The following is a 19,418-nucleotide window of genomic DNA, read 5'->3' as shown; positions in this document are numbered from 1 at the left end:
GTGGTAACCGTCTATTGGATGTTTCAATAGACGGTTTTTATCATATCATTCAAATGGATAAAATAAACGATCCTACTACTTTTTCTTTTTTTTCGTTGGGGCAGCGGCTTGATTCTTTTTGGCAGCCTTATCAAGAACCACCTGAATGTTATAGTGATCTTCCTCATTGGTTACACTCGATACCTTACCTTTACGGCCTTTAATTTTTACATCCTCTCCAACAGAGGGAACCTGTTTAACAAGCTGGCATAATAATAGATTTTTATTTTCATAAAAATAAACAGCGTACATCGAATAACACCTACTTTTTAAGGTTTTGGCCAATAGTATCATTTCTACAAAATATTGGAGGTAACAGGAATTTAGAACAATAGAAAAAGAAAACTTTTCCAATTTTGAATAAACAATAAAAAAGACACTGACAAAATATCAGAGCCCTTGTCCAATTGTTTTGAAAAAGTCCATCATCCCTAGCGCTTTCAATATTATTTTTTTCAAAAATTCATTTGCGCTTTTTGATAACGTGAATGCATCCGTCAATCGCATACGCAAGAAAAATTCCGGCAGTATATCGGAAAAGATCGGCAAAAAGAAATCCTTGTCCAAGGATTAGCGCTCCAAGACGAGTGCTCCGAACATGATTAATCCAATTGTCTTGGTACAACTGAGAAAATTCGATACTAAAGCTGAACAGGAAACTAAACAGGAGGGACAAAGGCAGGCTCTTATTGGCCAACAAAAATCGGAATCCGAAATAGACCATCATGGCCCAAATGGCATCCCCAGCATTCTCTGCAATAAATGGTGTCAGCAGGCTGCTATATATTCTTGAAGCCAGCCCTATCCAAATCGAAAGGAAAATGGCAATTAAATAGGTACTTCTTTTTTTGGCAGTGTTTGATTTTAATAAACTGAAAGATGGCAAGGGAATCCCTCTCTTAACAGAAATGATTTTTACAAAAAGGGTAATGATCGAATGATAATAAGAAACAATAGGTTATTAGAGGATACTTATTGTGGGCGGCACTGTTTCTAATAACTAACGAGAAAAAAGCTAATTAAGAGCCGCTGCAGAAGCGGCTCCAATTTTTTATGGAGTGGGATAGGTTTCATTTAAGAATTGGATGGTGTGTTTTATGAATGCCTTTAATACCTCTATATCAACGTCAGCTAATTTGTTGATATATACACAGCCTTTTCCAGTAGTGTGTTTGCCGAATTCTTTTAAAAGCTTGTCACGTTGTGGCTCTTCTGCTGCAAAATATAAGCTGATTTTTGCTTTGCGTGGGGAAAATCCTACTAGAGGGGCATCGCCTTCGTGACCAGTTTTATATTTATAATGGTAGGAACCGAATCCAATTATACTAGGTCCCCACATCTTTGCAGGGAATCCAGTGGTTTCTGTGAAAATGTCGAGTAATTGATAAGCATCTTCGCGCTTTTTTGGATGATCTACGTTTTCTATAAACTCAATGACACTATTATCGGTTACTTTCGTTTTTGGCTGGTACATACAAGCCTCCTAAATAACTAATTTCTCTATATATTACTACAACATGGTATCCCTTTTTCCTTTATTTTATCGCTAACTTAGGTAAAAAAATACGAAATTTTTTACTATTTGATTCAGGACGAAATAACGTCTGGTCTGGTGAATCCTAATTCTTAAGTTTCACCGTCCTTTTTTGCTGTAAAAACAGTAAATGGCAAAAATTATATAAAAAAAGGAATTTCAATGTAAATCACGAAGTTAATAGATGGTGACAACATTATAATTGTTCTAAAGGGAGTAAATAGCGAATGATTCTTTCCAATTCTTTCAAACAAAAGATAGTCGGCGCCTTTGGTGAGGGAGGAAAAGCATGGCTGGAAACTTTAGAAGAAAGGGTCCAAGCATGCGCAAAAAAATGGGGGCTGACGGTTTACGGAACAATTAACAATCTGTCCTATAATTACGTAACAAAGGCAGTAGATTCCAAAAAACAGCCAGTCATTTTAAAGATTGGCATTCCGAATTTTGATTTCGAAAATGAAATCCGGACTCTTCAGGCATATAATGGAGATGGCTGCGTCCGCCTTATTGATTCAGATCCTGAATTAGGCGGCATGGTTTTGGAACAGCTTATTCCGGGGACCATGCTTACCGAGATAGTGGATGAACAACAAGCGATTTTCCACTTCATAAACGTTTGGAAAGCGATCCGCTGGACTGCGTCAAGTACATCAAACTATCCAACCATTTTGGACTGGGCTGAAGGATTAAATCGATATCTACACCAATTTCCCAATAGTGACGGTCCAATTCCCAGCAAATATATAAGCTTAGCCAAAGATTGTTTTGACTATATCTCGGATACATCTGCAGTACAAGAACTTCTGCATGGAGATTTGCATCACGAAAATATTCTTTATTCGGAAAAACATGGCTGGATAGCTATTGATCCAAAAGGAGTGGCAGGCGATCGATATTTTGATTTAATCTCCTTTTTGACTAACCAATTGCATCATAAGCCGGACCCGAGGGAAGTATTGAGAAGGCGGATTGATACTTTAGTAAAGGAATTAGGACTTGAACAAGAGAGATTACTGAAGGCAGCCTTCGCTATGTCCGTCCTATATGCTTGCTGGGGGCTTGAGGACAAGTCAGAGTGGGAAAACGTTTATCAGTGTGCTCAATGGTTTCATGAGTTTTATAATGAAGGCCGCTGAGTGTTTTATTGATTTTGTAGGAGGATTTTCTGATTGAAACAAGAACACTTAATATAAGGAAATCGATAGAGGTGAACAAATGAGTTCGAGAGCGAAAAAGGAAATATTTAGCTGGGGTAAATCACTGTTAGCTGCTTTAGGAATCGCCTTCATTGTAAGGACATTCGTATTTGCACCCTATATCGTAGAAGGAGCTTCAATGGAGCCGACATTGCATAACCATGAGAAGATTTTCGTCGCGAGATTAACTATTACAGGCGATATTAAGCGAGGCGAAATCATTATTATTAAAGGGAAAGAAGAAAATTATGTGAAAAGGGTAATCGGACTTCCTGGGGATACAGTCGAAATGAAAAATGACCAATTATTGATCAATGGGGAAGTAGTAAAGGAAAACTATCTTTCAGAAAATCGTGAATTAGCCAAACAAATGGGCAGTCTATTAACCGGTGATTTTGGACCGATAACTGTTCCCAAGAATAAATTATTTGTCATGGGGGATAACCGTCTGTTCAGCAAGGATAGCCGCAATGGATTAGGATTAATTGAGGAAAACGCGATTATTGGAAAAAGTGAGTTTGTTTTCTTTCCTTTTTCTAATATTAGAGGAACAAATTGATTTATCATGGATCGCATCTTTGCAATCTTTTTTTATAATGATCATTCATTTTTAAAAACAAATAAACGAAAATTATTAGCAGGTGAAAATAGAATTAATTTTAAAAGATGTAAGAGAAAGAACAAAGTTGAAGGAAGAGTGCAATTCTATAAATATAGAAACGCACTTTTCCTATTTATGTGGAGTGGAATAAATGATCAAATGCTTTTTTTCATTCCGCATTGGCGGCATTCTCTAATGAACTTACCTTCCATTACAGAAGATTTAAATAAAGTGTTTCCGCAATTATCACAGCGTCCGTCCTTTACATCAGGATATTCTTTAAAGTCATATATTTTGTTAAGATCAAAATTTTTGTATTCCATTTTTATCACCTATGAATTATTTTTACCATAAACAATCATAGCAAGTTTATGCCTGCATTAAAAGGGCAATTAAAAAAACAACCGCACTTATAATGCGGTTTTCGCTAAGCCAGTCTTAATTTAGGAATCATTGTTTGTCGTTTCGTCCGTTTTTTCGTTCTCTGGGAACCCGTATTGCTGGTTAATTTCTTTCACTATTTTATTAAAAAAATCATCTGAAAATATAGGTATATTTTCTTCGGGCATATAGAATTCCCCCTAATCTTATTGTCATAGTTAATATTCCCTTTTTTTGAATCAAACATTAAAAATCCTTGGTATATTAATTGGAGGTGTTGGAAAAATATAACCATATTAATGTGAAGGGGTGATTGATTTGGAACCCACCCGAATTCAATTAACTGCTCCCGAAATTTCTAGCCTGTGGACCCAATACATGTTTGATTCAATGTCCATTTGCTTCATTAAATATGCACTGCAGCATCTAGAAGATCAGGATATCACTAAAATATATCAAACCTCATTGAAACTATCAGAAGGACATGTCCAGAGAATAAAGGAATTTTTTAATGGGGAAGGTTTCCCTATTCCACAAGGATTTACGGAGAAGGATGTCAATATATATGCTCCACGTTTATTCCAAGACCCATTTTATTTGTATTATATGTATATCATGACTCTTCAAGGTCTTACTGGATATGCCTTTTCATTAAGCACATCGATTCGTTCTGACCTCCGTCAATATTATATGAAAACTAATACGGAAACCATGATGCTTTTTGAAAAAACAATTGATACTATGCTAAATAAAGGGATTTATGCACGTCCTCCGGTGATTACTCCGGCGGAAACAATTGATTTTGTGAAACATGATAGCTTTTTAAGCGGCTGGTTTGGAGAACGCCGGCCGTTAACCAGTATGGAGATTGGTGATATAACATTTAATATGAATAAAATGCACTTACATGTTGCATTAAAGTTGGGTTACAGCCAGGTCGCTTCCTCAAAAGAGGTAAGGCAATATATTCAAAGAGGTATGGAAATCTCCAATAAACATATTGCCACTTTTGAAAAAATATTTCGGGAAGAAAAGCTGAATTCTCCCATGTCATGGCAATCCCATGTCACAAGCTCAAGTCAATCTCCATTTTCTGATAAACTGATTATGTATCAAGTTCAATTATCAACGCATGTAGCTGTTGCTTTTTATGGAACAGCACTAAGTGTTACATCGAGAAACGACCTTGCCGAAAAATACTTGGGTCTTGATGCTGAACTAGTAAAATATGCGAAAGACGGTGCGGATCTGATGATCAAAAATGGCTGGCTGGAAGAACCGCCAAAAGCAAGTGACCGAAGAGCATTGACTAAAGGAAAAAGAGAAGGACTAATCAGCAAAGAATAAGATTGTGATGCAAAAGAGAGAAGGCTTGCCTTCTCTCTTTTGACTTGCGATATTTTTAAGAAAAAGAGTAGAAATCTTCGTTCCTATAACAATTTAGCGGGCTTTTATGGTATGGTTGATAAAAATAATTGGCACAAAACGTACATAAAAAGGTGATGAAAAAAATGCCCAATAAAACCAAAATAGATAAACCAAGGATTCCAAAGCAGATGGACACTGCCCGTTTTCAAGAAATCTATGAAAAGGACGAACCTTATTTAACTAATTGTACCATCTCAAATTGCTCCATTGATGAAGAAGACATTAGCAAAATAGGATTATCCCAAGTTGTTTTTCAGAATGTTACATTTAACAATGTCAGATTTAGAAATATTGAGTTGATCGATGTTGTGTTTGACCATTGTGATTTATCCAACGCCGACTTTATGGAGGCTGTCATTCACAGAGCCGAATTGAAGGAATCAAAGATATTAGGGATTAATCTCTCTGAAGCGACTATGGGAAATGTCTTGTTTGAAAATTGTAATTTAAACTTGAGCTCTTTTGGATACAGCAGTTTAAAGCAGGTAAAGTTCGAGAATTGTTCACTGAGAAACGCTGACTTTTATGAGTGCAAGTTTCATCATGTCGATATACAAGAATGTGATTTAAATGAAGCAAATTTTTCCCGGACACCATTGAAAGGTATAGATTTAAGCCGTTCCTTCTTCCAAAGGCTTCAGGTGGAACCGGGGGATTTAGCGGGTTGCCAGGTAACTTCTGAACAAGCTATTGGCTTCGCTTCCTTGCTGGGTTTGATCATTAAATAGTAAATTTCGGCAAGTTCATTCAAGTATCCGCTTGAATATATTTTTAACGATCAGGTATACTTTAATCAAGTAGATACTTGAATGAAAATGGAGTGAGTGGATGGCCAAAAAAGATACTTGTGAAATTTACTGTTTTGATGAAGAAAAGGTAATCCGAATACAAGGTGATTTACAATACGTAGACATATCGAGCATTGCTCAGCTTTTTAAAGCGATCGCTGATGAAAATCGCGCTAAAATTACCTTTGCACTGTGTAAGGAAAAAGAGTTATGTGTTTGTGATCTGGCCAATATTATCGGCATTACGGTTGCCAATGCTTCCCACCACTTGCGCACCCTTCACAAACAAGGAGTTGTCAAATTTAGAAAAGAAGGGAAAATGGCATTTTATTCACTGGACGATGACCACATCAAGCAGATTATGGATATCGCTTTGGTGCATAAAAAGGAGGCTGAACTGAATGTCTGAACAAGCCATGAAGGTGCAAAATCAAGAAACGAAATCCTATCGTGTTCAAGGCTTGTCATGAGCAAATTGTGCTAAAACGTTCGAAACGAACGTGAAACACCTGGAGGGTGTTTTGGATGCAAAAGTTAATTTTGGCGCTTCGAAAATAATGGTTACTGGAAAAACGACGATTGAAGCACTTGAAAAGGCTGGAGCCTTTGAAAATTTAAAGGTAAGGAATGAATACGACAAAAAAGCAGCACGTACCCCGTATTGGCAGCAAAAAGAGAACCTGAAGGTATATATATCTGCCATTTAACTTTTTTTGAGCTGGCTGATAGGAACCCAATTATGGATTGCTATATTTGCTGATATGGGGGCTACTCTCATTGTCACTTTAAATAGTCTGCGAATTTTAAAAATAAATGAATAACAGATCTTTTATAATCATAAAACTAAGGAAGAAGGAGCGTGCTGGCTCCTTCATTTGCTTTACTAGATTAGTATCAAAAAATTATAACCATTCATCGTCTATCGTACGATTATCTGCGAGTGCGTAGGCGGCATTGGTAATCGCTTCAGCCAATGTAGTGCCAGTAGAGCAGACGTCATTAAAGCAAACTTGATAATTTCCGTTTACAGAATAGCGAAATCCTAAACTTTCAAGTCTTTCAACAATCATCATGGAATGTTCAAGATCGTGCTCTGGTTGATAATCTTGGATGAAGTTGTTTTTTTCAAAATCATACCATTTATTCCAGCTGTTTAATTTCCATCCTAGTACCCTTCGTGCAATGACTTCAACTTTGTTCATTTCCCATTTGGCTCCTTTAAGAAGTTTGCTTTTTATATTTTATCATGTGAACTATATTAGAGGGACAAAAAAGCACATAAATTTACGGGACTTTTTCAGTGTCCCCCATTATGTTTGGCCGCTTTTTTTCTATTTATGAATAAGAAAGTGGAAATATCGGGAAAGTGCCTCTATTAATGAATGAACCAAAAATAATTCTCTGTAATCCTTCCTTTTTATCTTCAAAATCTTTATTTTGATTAACACAATATCAATTGCCGTTGGAATTAACAACCGCAATAGCCATAAAACCTTCCCAGACTTTGCAGCAAAAACAGAAATAAAGGTAAGCCCTAAGCTATATAACGGGGAAATCAAAAAGTGTTCTTTTAACGGGTGAAACCGACCAAGCCCAAAACGGATTTTTTTTCTGACTGCCAATTGAAACATTAAAATGATATGAAAAACTTCAACAGAAAAAAAGCAGGCTACTTTCAGCACCCAGCTTTTCCTGGTTTTTAATCTTGTTAAAAACCCATCGCTGAGAAAAAAATAACCATTGATAAAAATAAAGGTGAAAATGGGTCTCCACCAGTTCTCCTTATATACCTTTAACCGTAGAAACAGTTTTTCGATAAAATAATAAAAAAATGAAACCAGGACTTTCCATTTCCAGTCTTTTTGGAAAACAGATATAAATGTGGCTGCCAAAGGGATGAATAAGCCCTGTGAAAAAAAGGTTCCAAACATATTATCAATGGCCCGTTTTTTGAAAATTCTTGGTTTGTACGTGTAGGCTCCTAAAATATTTAACACAAAATACTCAAAAAAGTAGGCAAATCCCATGTTTGATAACAGCAAAATCCACGTTTCCTTGCCCCTTTTCCTTTTCATTAATGGAAAAAGCAGAAGAAGATGAATAAGTGCTAACAAAAGAAATGGGATTGAATTTTTATTAATTGGATTTCTTCTCTTCATACTACCACCAGCATTGGTTAGACTTTACTGCTTATTATTTGAAAAACGATGAAAATAATAACATCGCCATTAATCATGCGAATTTAATTAATATACGAATAAAATGAATTGATAATAGAAATAAAGTTCGTAATACGATATAATTATTCTTGAAATGGGGTATATTTTTACGTATATTTACAAAAAAACACAAACGATAAGGAGAGGGATCATGTCTTGTGACTTAAATGGTTTTCAGACAAAAAAAATCATGCTGCTTGGATCAGGAGAATTAGGGAAAGAAGTGATTATTGAGGCTCAGCGCTTTGGCGCAATGACTGTCGCAGTGGACCGTTATGCCAATGCACCTGCAATGCAAGTGGCTGACCGCTCTCATGTTATAGACATGTTAAATGGGGATGAACTTAGAAGAGTCATCGAGTTAGAAGCTCCTGACCTGGTCATCCCAGAAATTGAAGCCATTGCAACCGAAACATTAATTGAGCTCGAACAGGAAGGCTTACATATCGTCCCAACTGCCAAGGCTGTTCATTTGACAATGGATAGGGAGGGAATCCGCCGTTTAGCAAGCGAAGAATTAGGGCTGCCTACGGCCAGATATGAATTTGCCAATACACTTGATGAATTGAAGGCTGCTGTTGGAGAGATTGGACTGCCATGCGTCATCAAACCAATCATGAGTTCTTCAGGAAAAGGGCAGACTATTTGCCGTTCTTTGGAAGATATTGAGAGCTGCTGGGATGAGGCCATTTCTGGAGGACGCGGAAAAAAATTGCGAGTGATTGTGGAGGAATTCATTCACTTTACCTCAGAGGTTACATTATTAACCATTCGCTCCATATCAGGAACAAGCTATTGCCCGCCAATTGGCCATATTCAACAAGAGGGTGACTATATTGAATCGTGGCAGCCGCACCATATTTCACCATCGCAGCTTGTGGAAGCTCAGGCAATCGCCAAAAAAATTACGGATTCATTAGGAGGCCATGGACTTTTCGGCGTTGAACTATTTCTTACAGCAAATGGCGTTTACTTCAGCGAGGTATCTCCACGCCCGCATGATACAGGAATGGTGACAATGGTTTCACAGGACCTTTCCGAGTTTGCCTTACATATTCGTGCTGTATTAGGGTATCCTGTTCATGAAGTTCAATTAATGGCTCGAGGAGCAAGCCGGACTGTCAAGGCTCAGCAAGAAGGTAAATCATATCATTTAACAGGGATCGAAGAAGCGCTGGCTGTACCCGCCACTCAAGTGCGGATTTTCGGAAAACCTGAAACAAAAATTGGCCGTCGGATGGCGGTTGCATTAAGTACAGGGGAATCCATCGATATCGCACGAGAACGGGCAACTACCGCCGTTTCAAAAATAAACATCGTCCATGAGTAATAGGAAGCTAAGGGGCCTGACTTCACGCTTAGACCAATATATGGAGCGTTTTTTAAAATACGTCTATATATTGCGGTGTGGTGTTTGACCCCTTTGTTTTTTGGACAGCCCCCTGCTTTTGTGGCGTCCTTTTATATAGCATCAGTTTCAGTGGCAGTTCATTCAGTGAAAATTGTCTAATCCAATTATGCATTGTAAAATACTCATAGATTCAAAGTTTGCAAGACACGATAGGAAGGGAGTACATAATATGTATGAAGAAGGCTTAGTCGAAGTAACAGGCGGCAGGGTCTGGTACCAAAAATATGATGAAGGAACAGGCCGAACCCCATTAATCATCCTCCATGGGGGACCAGGGTCTTCTTCTTATTCGCTTAAGGATTTAAAAGCTTTTAAAGAAGAACGTCCAGTCATCCTATATGATCAATTAGGCTGTGGAAGATCCGATCGGCCCAAGGATACTTCTTTATGGCGAATTGATCGATTTGTAGAGGAACTTGGCCAATTGAGGGAAGCGCTGAATCTTGAGGAAGTCCATATTTTGGGGCATTCTTGGGGGACCACGCTCGCTGCTGCTTATTGCCTAAAGCAGCAAAAAGGTGTGAAAAGTGTGATTTTTTCAAGTCCTTGCCTGAGCGCTCCATTATGGGAGCAAGACCAAAAACGGAATCTGCAAAAGCTTCCAATTAAAGTCCAAGAAACCATTAAACGCTGTGAGGAAAACGGAATGACAGATTCCGAAGAATTTAATGAGGCTATAGAAATTTTTAGCCAGCATTTTGTCCGTAGAATACCAAGGCCAGAGCACCTGCAGAATGGGGAACAGTACCGAAACTCAGAGATATATAATATCATGTGGGGCCCGTCTGAATTCACGGTCAAAGGGAATTTAAAGACTTTTGACTGCACCCCGAAACTAAAAGAAATAAATTGTCCCACACTTTTTACATGCGGCTTCTACGATGAAGCAACGCCGGAAACCACCCAGTATTACAGCAGTTTGACTCCAGGTTCTAAGTTCCATGTGTTTAAGAATAGTGCGCATATGGCGTATGTGGAAGAACAGCAGGAATTTTTGCGTGTGATTGGTGAATTTTTGAAGAATGCAGAGGCAAATAAAGAATATTAGGGAGAGAAGCATTGGCTAAAGGACTAATTCATCATATTGAAATCAATGTTTCAGATTTATCTAAGTCGACGGAATTTTGGGGCTGGCTGCTTGAGGACATGGGATACAAACTATTTCAGAAATGGGATCAGGGAGTAAGCTGGAGATTAGGGGAAACCTATCTCGTTTTTGCGCAAGCTGACAAAAAATATCTTGATGGAGCGTACCATCGAAGCCGAGTCGGTTTGAATCATTTAGCATTTTATGCTGAATCCCAGAAGCACGTGGATGACATGACTCAGCTATTAATGAAAAAAGGTGTACCTATTTTATATTTAGACAAACATCCATATGCAGGAGGGCCTGAGCATTACGCGGTTTTCTTCGAGGATCCCGATCGGATAAAAGTAGAAATAGCTGCTCCATAACAAAAGTATATTATTATTTCAATTTGCAATTAAAACACAAAAATAAATAAAGTATTCCTGTCACATAAAAATGTCATACTAAAAGAAATGGGTCATTTTATTGGGAGGGTTCATCGTGGAAAAAAATGCCATAACGAAACAAGATATTCTCGGTGCATTTCAATTCCGTCATGCTACAAAATCGTTTAATCCGGAGAAGAAGATTGCCGATGATGACTTTCAATTTATTTTAGAAACAGGCAGATTATCGCCAAGTTCATTTGGATTTGAACCATGGAAGTTTCTGGTCATCCAAAATCAAGAACTTCGGGAAAGAATACGCTCAGTCTCTTGGGGCGCACAAGGGCAGCTGCCAACGGCGAGCCATTTCGTTATGTACTTGGCGAAAACCAATCTTCGTTATGATTCGAATTACATGTATTCCCAATTAAAAGATGTAATGAAAATGCCGGAAGAAATTATAGAGGGATACTTAGCAAGAGTGAAAAGTTTTCAGAAATCCGACTTGCCAATGCTGGACAGTGAACGGACCTTGTTTGATTGGGCATGTATGCAAACCTATATCGCATTGGGCAACATGATGACTGCAGCCGCTCTGATTGGCATCGATTCCTGTCCTATCGAAGGGTTTGACCACAAGGCCGTTGATGAAATCCTTGAACAAGAAGGATTGTTGGAAGCTGGACAGTGGAAGTCGATTGTCATGGCGGGATTTGGATACCGCGCTGAAGAGCCGCATCGTCCAAAAACAAGAAGAAGCATGGATGATGTGGTAAAATGGGTCTAATGATGGCATGGCGCTAGCGCAAATAGAGATGGAAGAAACCATCTCTATTTTGCGCACTGGTATCCTATAAGGGCATTATATCAAAATAGCACTCTTCCTCAAATCCTTACGAATGATTTCAGATGCTTAGATCAAACTCAGTTCCCTTATTTTTTCTGTTGAGAACATCCAGAAATTGGTTTATAGTGGAATTGATAAGTGTTTCAGAGGTGAATGTTCTGAAGAGACTCGTTGGATTTTTTATCGCTATTTTCGCATTTATTTACTTGTCCCATCAAGACATGCTTCCATCTACAGCACAGATTCAAAGTTTCCTAGATAGCTTAAAAGATTCGGGAAAACCGGCTCAACAGGAACCAGAGCAATCTGCTGATCATTTGGCTGCTGACAACTTTTCGGAGGAGGCGGTCAGTCCTGAAGAATCAACTAATAAGTATAAACCTGTCAAAATCCAAACGTATACGGTTAAAGTTGACAATGGAAAATTAGTGGTGGAAGGTAAGCCGACCCCTTATGGAAAACTCCATCATGCTGAAGGGGTGGTTTTAGCTATTCAGGAGGGACGTTCTAATAAGAAATCAACGCTCGAGGTGCCCTTCCACAAGGGGGAAATTTATTATGAATTCCCACTAAGCTACACTATAGGGGAAGTAGTGCTGAACCTGGATGAGTTTTATCCCGGAAAGAAGGATGATCCGGAAAAGGTATTAGGCTATGCCGTTTATGAGTTGACTGATGGTGATCCTTATTTAACTCCGAGTTATATGGTACAAAGCAATGACCCCAATATTGTATCGCTTGCCAATAGCATAACTATCGGAAAACAGACCGATTCTGAAAAGTCGAAAGCGATTTTTTATTGGGTCGCCCAAAATGTTGCTTATGATGCTAAACTGGTCGATAGTCCCCAGCCGCCTCTGTATTCGGCGTTGCAAACCTTTCAAACCAGGCTCGTATTATGTACTGGATATGCTGACTTAAGTGCGGCGCTTCACCGCGCAGCGGGGATTCAAGCCAAAGTGGTATACGGAGAAAATCATGCTTGGAACGAAATTTTATTAAATGGAATTTGGCAGACGCAGGACCCAACTTATGCCTCAGGATTTATCGATTTGAACACTAAGGCATTTGTCAGGAGCTACCATCCCGATTATTTTTCTAAATCTGATAAGCATAAAGAAGGGGAGTACCCTTGGTAACCAGGGGTCAGAAGGACGAAAAACTAGTTTTCGTCCTTTGATATCCTATTGGAATAAAAAAGGAGGACCCAAAAACGCATTTTGATTTCTCCTTTTTTATAGTCTGAAAAAGTGTAGGAAATCAGGTATCAACGGCTGATTATTTAGTTTTCTTGTATAGGTTATCAGCCGTTTGAGGGGGTTTCAATGCTTCGGGCTTAATAGTTTGTTAAGAGTAGTTCAGGAACAAGCGGCTTGGCAAAAGCCGCTGTTTTTTATAGAACATCAATTCTTGCAACGATGGCAACGAGAATTTGTAATAAGGCTTGAATATTAACGGCAACTTGGGTATCGGTTGTGGTGACATTAACGTGTTTGGAACCAAGAACTACTGTTTTTTGAGAGTTTCGTTGTTTTAACTGGAAGAACTGTTTCAAGTCTTGGACAACCTGATCAGCTCTTTCAGAATCACCGATCGTAATGGTAATGACAATGGCAATCGCCACTTGCAGCGCTAGTTGTAAAGAAATAGCTACTTGAGTGTCTGTAGTGTGTACTTGAACATCTTCTGAATCTCTAACAACAATCCACTCAAAAGATTGTTGTTTCGTTATGGCAAGTTGATTTGCATCCTGTGCTACATCAGCATTGCTGTTGTTACTGTTGTCGTCACAGTGATCCAATGCTCTCCATTTTTTCTCAGTCATTTTTTTCACCCCTTTATCCAATATCTAATTGAGCTACTAAGGAAAGCAGCACTTCTAATAAGACCTGAATGTTAGCAGAAATATCCGTATCCGTTGTTGTAATTGTGACGTCTTTTGAGTTTTCAATCAGGATTTTTTGCTTATTCTTTTGCTCCGAATCGAAAAACTGGAGGAGATCCTGTACAACAGCATTGTTATCTTCTGAATCAGCGATTGTAATTCTGATCACGAGTGCAATTGCCAGCTGGATTGCAATTTGAAGAGATACAGCTGCTTGAGTGTCAGTGCTTTGAACCTCAATATTGCAGGAATCTTTAATAATGATCATTTCATCAGATTCTTGCTCCATGATATCGACTTGGTCAGCATCTTGAGGCACTTCTGCATCATGGTTGTTATCGTTATATGTTTGTTCAGGACTCTCACAACTTGTTTCCTCTAGATTACGAGAAAATCTGTTATTGCTTTTTCTTCTTGATGCCAATTCTTTTCACTCCCTTGTTCTAGTTTCAATCTATAATATGGGAGTGGGGAAAGAAGAGATATGGACAATTCCCCATTGTCTAAAAATTATTAGAGAAAATGAAAAAAACGCCTACCGAGGCGTTTTGAGAATGATGCGTTATTTTCCTTTGTTGTTTTGATTGTCTTTTGCGGGATAGAGGAATTGGTTGACCTGTTTGGTTAAGTCGCCAACTAACTCTTTAATCTGTTGTTTTTGCTCCTCCGATAATTTCCCTTTGGCACTCTCCAAATTTACCCCGTTTTTTCGCAGGATATCATTGACCAATAAATCAATCATTTTATTTGAAATATTGGAAGAGTCGTTCATTTGCATTCAGCCCTCCTTGAAAAAGTCATTGCAATATAGACTATTCAAGTCTTAATAGTTTTTCCTGTACTCATGACACTAAATGGGCTGAAATAGTTGAAGGATTATGCCTCTAATTTATCAGAAGCGTTAGACAAGGAATACCCGCTGAAATAAAAGGGGTGGTTTTTTCTATTCACTTTTGTTTAACCTAGCAAATACATGTCATAATAGGGCGGCTCTATCATCTGCTTTTTTTCAATCCGTCCTTCTTCGATTAAAGCTTGGAGATTTTTCTCTACCTCGGAGGGTGAGACCCCAAATAAATCCGCCAATTTTACAGTTGACAGAGAAATGTATTTCGGTTCTTTGGTGGACGAAGTTATCATCGTTTTGACCCGTTCGAATAAGAGCTCTTTATCCATTTCAGACCACTTCCTTCTCCCTCTCATTTTTGAGTATATTTTGCTATAGCCATGTTTCTTATGCTTTGCATTCAGTTCCTTATATTACCACTATCTTTTTACAATACATTTTCCAAAAAAGAAAATAATAATCCGTAAAAAGAAATAGGAGGGAAAAAATGTCCTATCGTCCTCCACAGCAAATTGCTGAATTAGCTGTAGAAACAGGAATGAAAAAAGCCGGGATGCCGCTTGTGAATATGTTAATTTTAGGCTTTCTTGGCGGGGCTTTTATTGCATTAGGTTATTTGTTGGATTTAAGGGTTATTGCGGATCTGCCAAAAGAGTGGGGAACCTTTGGGGGATTTTTAGGAGCTTCGGTTTTTCCATTGGGACTAATCCTCATTATTATTGCAGGCGGAGAATTATTAACGGGCAATATGATGGCAGTTTCAATCGCCTGCATGTCACGGAAGGTATCTTTAAGACGGCTTCTTTGGAATTGGCTCTGGATAACGGTCAGTAATTTTATAGGGGCTGTGTTTGTAGCGTATTTTTTTGGCCACATAGTAGGTTTGACAGAAACCGGGCATTATCTAACAAAAACGGTGGGAGCTGCCCAAGCTAAGATAGATTCAGATTTTTGGCAAAGCCTAGTTTCTGGGATTGGCTGCAATTGGTTAGTCGGTTTAGCTGTTTGGCTGTCCTATGGGGCAGAAGAAATTGGCGGAAAAATTTTAGCGATATGGTTTCCGATTATGGGGTTTGTGGCGATTGGTTTTCAACACGTCGTAGCCAATATGTTTGTCATACCAGCAGCTATTTTTGCGGGATATTTTAGCTGGAGCGACTATTTTGGGAACTTTGTACCCGTGTTTTTGGGGAATGCTATTGGCGGTGCCGTGTTTGTAGGCATTATTTATTGGTCTGCCTATTTGAGGGGGGCTAAACCCGCCTCTGCTTCAGAAAATAATAAACTATATCCGATCGTTTCTCGAAAGGTAAGGAGGTAAACCATGGAGGATTCATTATTTTCCATCCAAATTAATGGAAAAGAGTATTCGGCCAAGCCCAGTCAGACGATTTTGCAGGTAGCGCAAGAACATAATCTCTTCATTCCCAGTATATGTTATCATCCCAATCTGGGCAGCATCCAGACGTGCGACACTTGTTTTGTCGATGTGGGTGGAGAATTGGCTAGGGCCTGTACCACAAAGGCAGAACCGGGAATGGTTGTGGATTTTCAGTCAGGAAATGTGAAAGACGCACAGTATGAGGCCATGTCCAGAATTTTAAAAAACCATGAACTATATTGTACAGTTTGTGATAACAACAATGGAAACTGTGTGGTTCACAATACGGCTGAATACTTGGAAATTGAGCATCAGAAGTATCAATTTGAAGCAAAACCATATCCTGCAGACAATTCCCATCCATTTTACCGTTACGAACCCGATCAATGCATCCTTTGCGGCAGATGCGTGGAAGCCTGCCAGGACTTACAGGTAAACGAAACGCTGACGATTGATTGGGGCAGGGAAGTCCCCAGGGTCATTTGGGATAATGATGTTCCCATCGATCAATCTTCCTGTGTATCCTGCGGCCATTGTGTAACCGTATGCCCTTGCAATGCTTTAATGGAAAAATCAATGCTGGGCGAGGCGGGATTCTTGACTGGGATTCCACCTAAAATTTTAGAACCGATGATCGATTTGACAAAGGAAGTGGAGCCGGGTTACAAAGAAATTTTTGCTATATCTGAAATGGAAGCGGCGATGCGAAAGAACCGAATTAAACGAACGAAAACGGTTTGTACATATTGCGGTGTCGGGTGCAGCTTTGAAATCTGGACGAAGGGACGTCACATCTTAAAGGTTGAGCCACAAGCAGAGGCACCGGTTAACGGTATTTCAACGTGCGTAAAAGGCAAATGGGGATGGGATTTTGTTAACAGTGAAGAGCGCCTAACCAAGCCGCTGATCCGGAAAGGAAATGAATTCGTTGAGGCATCTTGGGATGAAGCACTCAATCTGATTGCCACAAAATTAAAGGAAATCAAAGAAAAGGACGGTCCGGATGCGATTGGCTATATCGCTTCTTCTAAATGCACAAATGAAGAGAACTTTTTATTTCAAAAATTTGCCCGCGCGGTGATGGGCACAAATAATGTTGATAATTGTTCCCGCTATTGCCAATCTCCTGCAACAATGGGGCTAATGCGGACAGTAGGAATTGGCGGAGACTCTGGAACAATGAAGGATATCGAGCAATCAGACCTCGTGATTATTGTAGGAGCCAATCCAGCTGAATCTCATCCGGTATTGGCCACAAGAATCAAACGGGCCCATAAATTGCATGGCCAAAAGCTGGCAGTTGTTGATATCAGAAAACATGAATTAGCAGAGCGGGCTGATCTCCTCTTGCATCCGAAACCAAGTACCGACCTTATCTTACTATCAGCAATCACCAAATATATTCTCGACCAGGGCTGGGAAGACAAAGAGTTTATAGCCACCCGCGTCAATGGTTTTGAGAAATATGTGCAATTGCTTGAAAAATTTACCATGGATTACGCCGTTGAAGCAACAGGATTAGAGAAAACAGAACTAATCCAACTTGCTGAAATGATTCACGATGCCAAATCTGTTTGTATTTTATGGGCGATGGGTGTTACCCAGCACATGGGGGCAACAGACACCAGCACAGCGATCTCTAATCTATTGCTGATTACCGGTAATTACGGGCGTCCTGGAACAGGTGCCTATCCTTTAAGAGGCCATAATAATGTCCAAGGTGCCTGCGATTTCGGGACAATGCCGGCATGGCTGCCGGGCTATGAACCGGTTCAGGACGAAAAAGTCAGGGGCCGTTACGAAACAGCTTGGGGTGCCAAACTGCCGGAAGAGCCAGGCTTTAACAATCATCAGATGGTAGAAGGAATTCATACTGGAAAAATTAAAGCGATGTATTTATTTGGCGAGGACATGGCAATCGTGGATTCTAACTCAAATTTTGTCGAGAGCCGATTTGAAGAGCTGGAGTTCTTCGTTGTTCAAGATGTATTTTTCACCAGAACGGCTCAATATGCGGATGTGGTTCTGCCGGCAGCGCCAAGTCTTGAAAAAGACGGGACATTTACCAACACAGAACGCCGGATTCAACGTTTATATCAAGTGTTCGAACCGCTTGGGGACAGCAAGCCGGATTGGCAAATCTTCCAAGATTTGGCCAACAGGCTGGGCGCAAATTGGAATTATCAACATCCAAGTGAGATTATGGCTGAAGCAGCCTCTTTGGCACCCATTTTTTCAGGCGTAAGCTATGAAAGGTTAGAAGGGTTTCATTCGCAAATCTGGCCGGTCAATAAGGATGGTTCCAGTACGGAACTGTTATATACTGAGAAATTTGCGTTTCCCGATGGAATGGCCCGGCTGCATCCAGTGGATTGGACCCCGCCGTTTATCGCAGGTGAGGAATTTGATCTTCATTTAAATAATGGGCGGTTATTAGAGCATTTTCATGAAGGGAATATGACCTACAAATCGGAAGGTCTTACACATAAGGTGCCAAATCCATGGGTTGAGATTTCTCTTGAATTGGCTAGAGAACGCGGGATCGAAGATGGTTCTTTAGTGCGGCTGACCTCCCCATATGGTGAAGTAGAGGTGCGTGCAATCGTTACGGAACGGGTACAAGGCAATGAACTGTATTTAAGCATGAATACGAGTGAGGAACGGAAAGCCGTAAATCGTTTGACCAGCAGTTACCACGATAAGTATACTCATACCCCAAACTATAAGGAGGCTGGCGTCAAGATGGAGGTTCTTGAAGTGAAAGGGGAACCGCCGCTGCCAAAGGTGAATTACCGGTTTGGTAACCGCATTCCCCAAATCAGTGTCCGGGTAGAGGATAAATGGAAGCGGGAGGATTTTACACCAATTCCTAAACTATTTGAATCAGGGGGAAATGAATATGGCGAAACCAATCAGGCAAATTAACAAACATGTTCCTAACCCGGTGGAAGAACAGGCCGAGGCCCTGTCTGACATGTTAAAAGCCATTACCGACAACCGCGAAGCAATTATCACTTCACTTGATATCTTAAAACAGCTGCAGGATATGGGGGCCTTAACGGCCATCCAATCCTTGCTGGTGAAGCGTAATGATGTGGGAGCCATTGCCATTGGACAAATCAATCAGCCCACCATGAAACATGCGATTAAAAACGCCATGAACGCTTTTAAGTTTTTTGGATCATTGGAACCCGAACAAGTTCAATCGATGATACAAAGTATTAGCGGCGGCTTGGAGCGCTTTTCGGAAACCATGCAAAACGGGGAGTCCAAGAGCATATGGAAATTAAGTGCCAGTTTATTTAATCCAGAGGTTCGCACTTCGTTAACTACCATGGTGGAATTTCTTCATGGAATGGGAGAATCGATCCATCAGGACCAGCAGCCAACACAATAACAGGAGGAG

The 19,418-nt window shown here is 39.7% G+C and carries 24 protein-coding genes and 1 pseudogene; 14 read left to right on the top strand and 11 right to left on the bottom strand.

Going from position 1 to position 19,418, the window contains the following annotated elements:
• Positions 1 to 75 precede the first annotated feature (75 nt).
• From NFS43_RS06820 to NFS43_RS06810, 3 genes are all read right to left on the bottom strand, one after another.
• Positions 76 to 291 (bottom strand): hypothetical protein, encoded by a 216-nt coding sequence (locus NFS43_RS06820; RefSeq protein WP_251550782.1) that lies wholly within the window; start codon positions 289 to 291, stop codon positions 76 to 78.
• Positions 292 to 502: 211 nt separating this feature from the next.
• Entirely contained in the window at positions 503 to 925 is a 423-nt protein-coding gene (locus NFS43_RS06815; RefSeq protein ID WP_251550780.1) for a ribosomal maturation YjgA family protein, read from the bottom strand.
• A gap of 165 nt (positions 926 to 1,090) precedes the next feature.
• Entirely contained in the window at positions 1,091 to 1,513 is a 423-nt protein-coding gene (locus tag NFS43_RS06810) for a DUF1801 domain-containing protein (RefSeq protein WP_251550778.1), read from the bottom strand.
• Positions 1,514 to 1,800: 287 nt separating this feature from the next.
• On the opposite strand from NFS43_RS06810, the gene NFS43_RS06805 reads away from it, so the two are divergent.
• Both NFS43_RS06805 and lepB read left to right on the top strand, forming a co-directional pair.
• The gene (locus tag NFS43_RS06805) at positions 1,801 to 2,709 is read left to right on the top strand and encodes an aminoglycoside phosphotransferase family protein (RefSeq protein WP_251550776.1); all 909 of its coding nucleotides are present in this window, start codon (positions 1,801 to 1,803) and stop codon (positions 2,707 to 2,709) included.
• Positions 2,710 to 2,788: 79 nt separating this feature from the next.
• Complete coding sequence (lepB, locus tag NFS43_RS06800) at positions 2,789 to 3,328, top strand: signal peptidase I (RefSeq protein ID WP_251550774.1); 540 nt, start codon at positions 2,789 to 2,791, stop codon at positions 3,326 to 3,328.
• A 197-nt stretch (positions 3,329 to 3,525) separates the two neighbouring features.
• On the opposite strand, the gene NFS43_RS06795 is transcribed toward lepB, so the two are convergent.
• Both NFS43_RS06795 and NFS43_RS06790 read right to left on the bottom strand, forming a co-directional pair.
• Positions 3,526 to 3,693 carry a DUF8096 family protein gene (locus NFS43_RS06795; RefSeq protein WP_251550773.1) on the bottom strand — a complete coding sequence of 56 codons (168 nt, stop codon included), beginning with the start codon at positions 3,691 to 3,693 and terminating at the stop codon, positions 3,526 to 3,528.
• 120 nt (positions 3,694 to 3,813) lie between these two features.
• On the bottom strand, positions 3,814 to 3,939 hold the full coding sequence (locus tag NFS43_RS06790; protein ID WP_251550771.1) for a bacitracin ABC transporter ATP-binding protein: 126 nt from the start codon (positions 3,937 to 3,939) through the stop codon (positions 3,814 to 3,816).
• A 130-nt stretch (positions 3,940 to 4,069) separates the two neighbouring features.
• On the opposite strand from NFS43_RS06790, the gene NFS43_RS06785 reads away from it, so the two are divergent.
• The 4 genes and pseudogenes from NFS43_RS06785 to NFS43_RS06770 form a co-directional block, all read left to right on the top strand.
• On the top strand, positions 4,070 to 5,098 hold the full coding sequence (locus NFS43_RS06785; RefSeq protein WP_251550769.1) for a DUF3231 family protein: 1,029 nt from the start codon (positions 4,070 to 4,072) through the stop codon (positions 5,096 to 5,098).
• Positions 5,099 to 5,226: 128 nt separating this feature from the next.
• Positions 5,227 to 5,907, top strand: a complete 681-nt coding sequence (locus NFS43_RS06780; RefSeq protein ID WP_251550768.1) for a pentapeptide repeat-containing protein — start codon at positions 5,227 to 5,229, stop codon at positions 5,905 to 5,907.
• Positions 5,908 to 6,007: 100 nt separating this feature from the next.
• The gene (locus NFS43_RS06775) at positions 6,008 to 6,376 is read left to right on the top strand and encodes an ArsR/SmtB family transcription factor (protein ID WP_251550766.1); all 369 of its coding nucleotides are present in this window, start codon (positions 6,008 to 6,010) and stop codon (positions 6,374 to 6,376) included.
• Positions 6,369 to 6,671: pseudogene (locus NFS43_RS06770) on the top strand (cation transporter); the annotation flags it as partial. The gene NFS43_RS06775 and the pseudogene NFS43_RS06770, both read left to right, overlap by 8 nt.
• Before the next feature lie 198 nt (positions 6,672 to 6,869).
• Here the strand turns inward: NFS43_RS06770 and NFS43_RS06765 are convergent.
• Positions 6,870 to 7,169: a BC1872 family protein gene (locus NFS43_RS06765; RefSeq protein ID WP_251550764.1), complete on the bottom strand. Its 300-nt coding sequence runs from the start codon at positions 7,167 to 7,169 to the stop codon at positions 6,870 to 6,872.
• Positions 7,170 to 7,298: 129 nt separating this feature from the next.
• Positions 7,299 to 7,994: a hypothetical protein gene (locus NFS43_RS06760; protein WP_251550762.1), complete on the bottom strand. Its 696-nt coding sequence runs from the start codon at positions 7,992 to 7,994 to the stop codon at positions 7,299 to 7,301.
• 343 nt (positions 7,995 to 8,337) lie between these two features.
• Here NFS43_RS06760 and purT point away from each other — a divergent pair, with 343 nt between their 5' ends.
• From purT to NFS43_RS06735, 5 genes are all read left to right on the top strand, one after another.
• Positions 8,338 to 9,516 (top strand): formate-dependent phosphoribosylglycinamide formyltransferase, encoded by a 1,179-nt coding sequence (gene purT / locus NFS43_RS06755; RefSeq protein WP_251550760.1) that lies wholly within the window; start codon positions 8,338 to 8,340, stop codon positions 9,514 to 9,516.
• A 250-nt stretch (positions 9,517 to 9,766) separates the two neighbouring features.
• The gene (locus NFS43_RS06750) at positions 9,767 to 10,645 is read left to right on the top strand and encodes a proline iminopeptidase-family hydrolase (RefSeq protein WP_251550758.1); all 879 of its coding nucleotides are present in this window, start codon (positions 9,767 to 9,769) and stop codon (positions 10,643 to 10,645) included.
• 11 nt (positions 10,646 to 10,656) lie between these two features.
• Complete coding sequence (locus NFS43_RS06745; RefSeq protein ID WP_251550756.1) at positions 10,657 to 11,052, top strand: VOC family protein; 396 nt, start codon at positions 10,657 to 10,659, stop codon at positions 11,050 to 11,052.
• A 115-nt stretch (positions 11,053 to 11,167) separates the two neighbouring features.
• Positions 11,168 to 11,839 carry an NAD(P)H-dependent oxidoreductase gene (locus NFS43_RS06740; RefSeq protein WP_251550754.1) on the top strand — a complete coding sequence of 224 codons (672 nt, stop codon included), beginning with the start codon at positions 11,168 to 11,170 and terminating at the stop codon, positions 11,837 to 11,839.
• Positions 11,840 to 12,048: 209 nt separating this feature from the next.
• Positions 12,049 to 13,038 (top strand): transglutaminase domain-containing protein, encoded by a 990-nt coding sequence (locus tag NFS43_RS06735; protein WP_251550752.1) that lies wholly within the window; start codon positions 12,049 to 12,051, stop codon positions 13,036 to 13,038.
• A gap of 254 nt (positions 13,039 to 13,292) precedes the next feature.
• Here the strand turns inward: NFS43_RS06735 and NFS43_RS06730 are convergent, their stop codons facing one another.
• The 4 genes from NFS43_RS06730 to NFS43_RS06715 all read right to left on the bottom strand — a co-directional run bounded on the left by NFS43_RS06730 (position 13,293) and on the right by NFS43_RS06715 (position 14,960).
• Positions 13,293 to 13,724, bottom strand: coding sequence for a spore coat protein (locus NFS43_RS06730; RefSeq protein WP_251550750.1), 432 nt, complete (start codon positions 13,722 to 13,724; stop codon positions 13,293 to 13,295).
• Positions 13,725 to 13,737: 13 nt separating this feature from the next.
• A complete protein-coding gene (locus NFS43_RS06725) occupies positions 13,738 to 14,208 on the bottom strand; it encodes a spore coat protein (protein ID WP_251550748.1) in 471 nt (156 codons plus the stop codon).
• Between the two features lie 138 nt (positions 14,209 to 14,346).
• Positions 14,347 to 14,562 (bottom strand): spore coat protein, encoded by a 216-nt coding sequence (locus tag NFS43_RS06720; protein WP_251550746.1) that lies wholly within the window; start codon positions 14,560 to 14,562, stop codon positions 14,347 to 14,349.
• Positions 14,563 to 14,741: 179 nt separating this feature from the next.
• The gene (locus NFS43_RS06715) at positions 14,742 to 14,960 is read right to left on the bottom strand and encodes a PCI domain-containing protein (protein ID WP_251550744.1); all 219 of its coding nucleotides are present in this window, start codon (positions 14,958 to 14,960) and stop codon (positions 14,742 to 14,744) included.
• Between the two features lie 158 nt (positions 14,961 to 15,118).
• On the opposite strand from NFS43_RS06715, the gene NFS43_RS06710 reads away from it, so the two are divergent.
• The 3 genes from NFS43_RS06710 to NFS43_RS06700 are packed head-to-tail and all read left to right on the top strand — an operon-like array spanning position 15,119 to position 19,409.
• Positions 15,119 to 15,952, top strand: coding sequence for a formate/nitrite transporter family protein (locus tag NFS43_RS06710; RefSeq protein ID WP_251550742.1), 834 nt, complete (start codon positions 15,119 to 15,121; stop codon positions 15,950 to 15,952).
• 3 nt (positions 15,953 to 15,955) lie between these two features.
• Positions 15,956 to 18,937, top strand: coding sequence for a formate dehydrogenase subunit alpha (gene fdhF / locus NFS43_RS06705; RefSeq protein WP_251550740.1), 2,982 nt, complete (start codon positions 15,956 to 15,958; stop codon positions 18,935 to 18,937).
• Complete coding sequence (locus NFS43_RS06700; RefSeq protein WP_251550739.1) at positions 18,912 to 19,409, top strand: helical membrane plugin domain-containing protein; 498 nt, start codon at positions 18,912 to 18,914, stop codon at positions 19,407 to 19,409. Before fdhF ends, NFS43_RS06700 begins: the two co-directional genes overlap by 26 nt.
• Positions 19,410 to 19,418: the final 9 nt, after the last annotated feature.

The organism is Neobacillus muris (assembly GCF_943193175.1).
Lineage (GTDB): Bacteria > Bacillota > Bacilli > Bacillales > Cytobacillaceae > Neobacillus > Neobacillus muris.
This window is presented reverse-complemented; position numbering and strand designations above follow the sequence as displayed.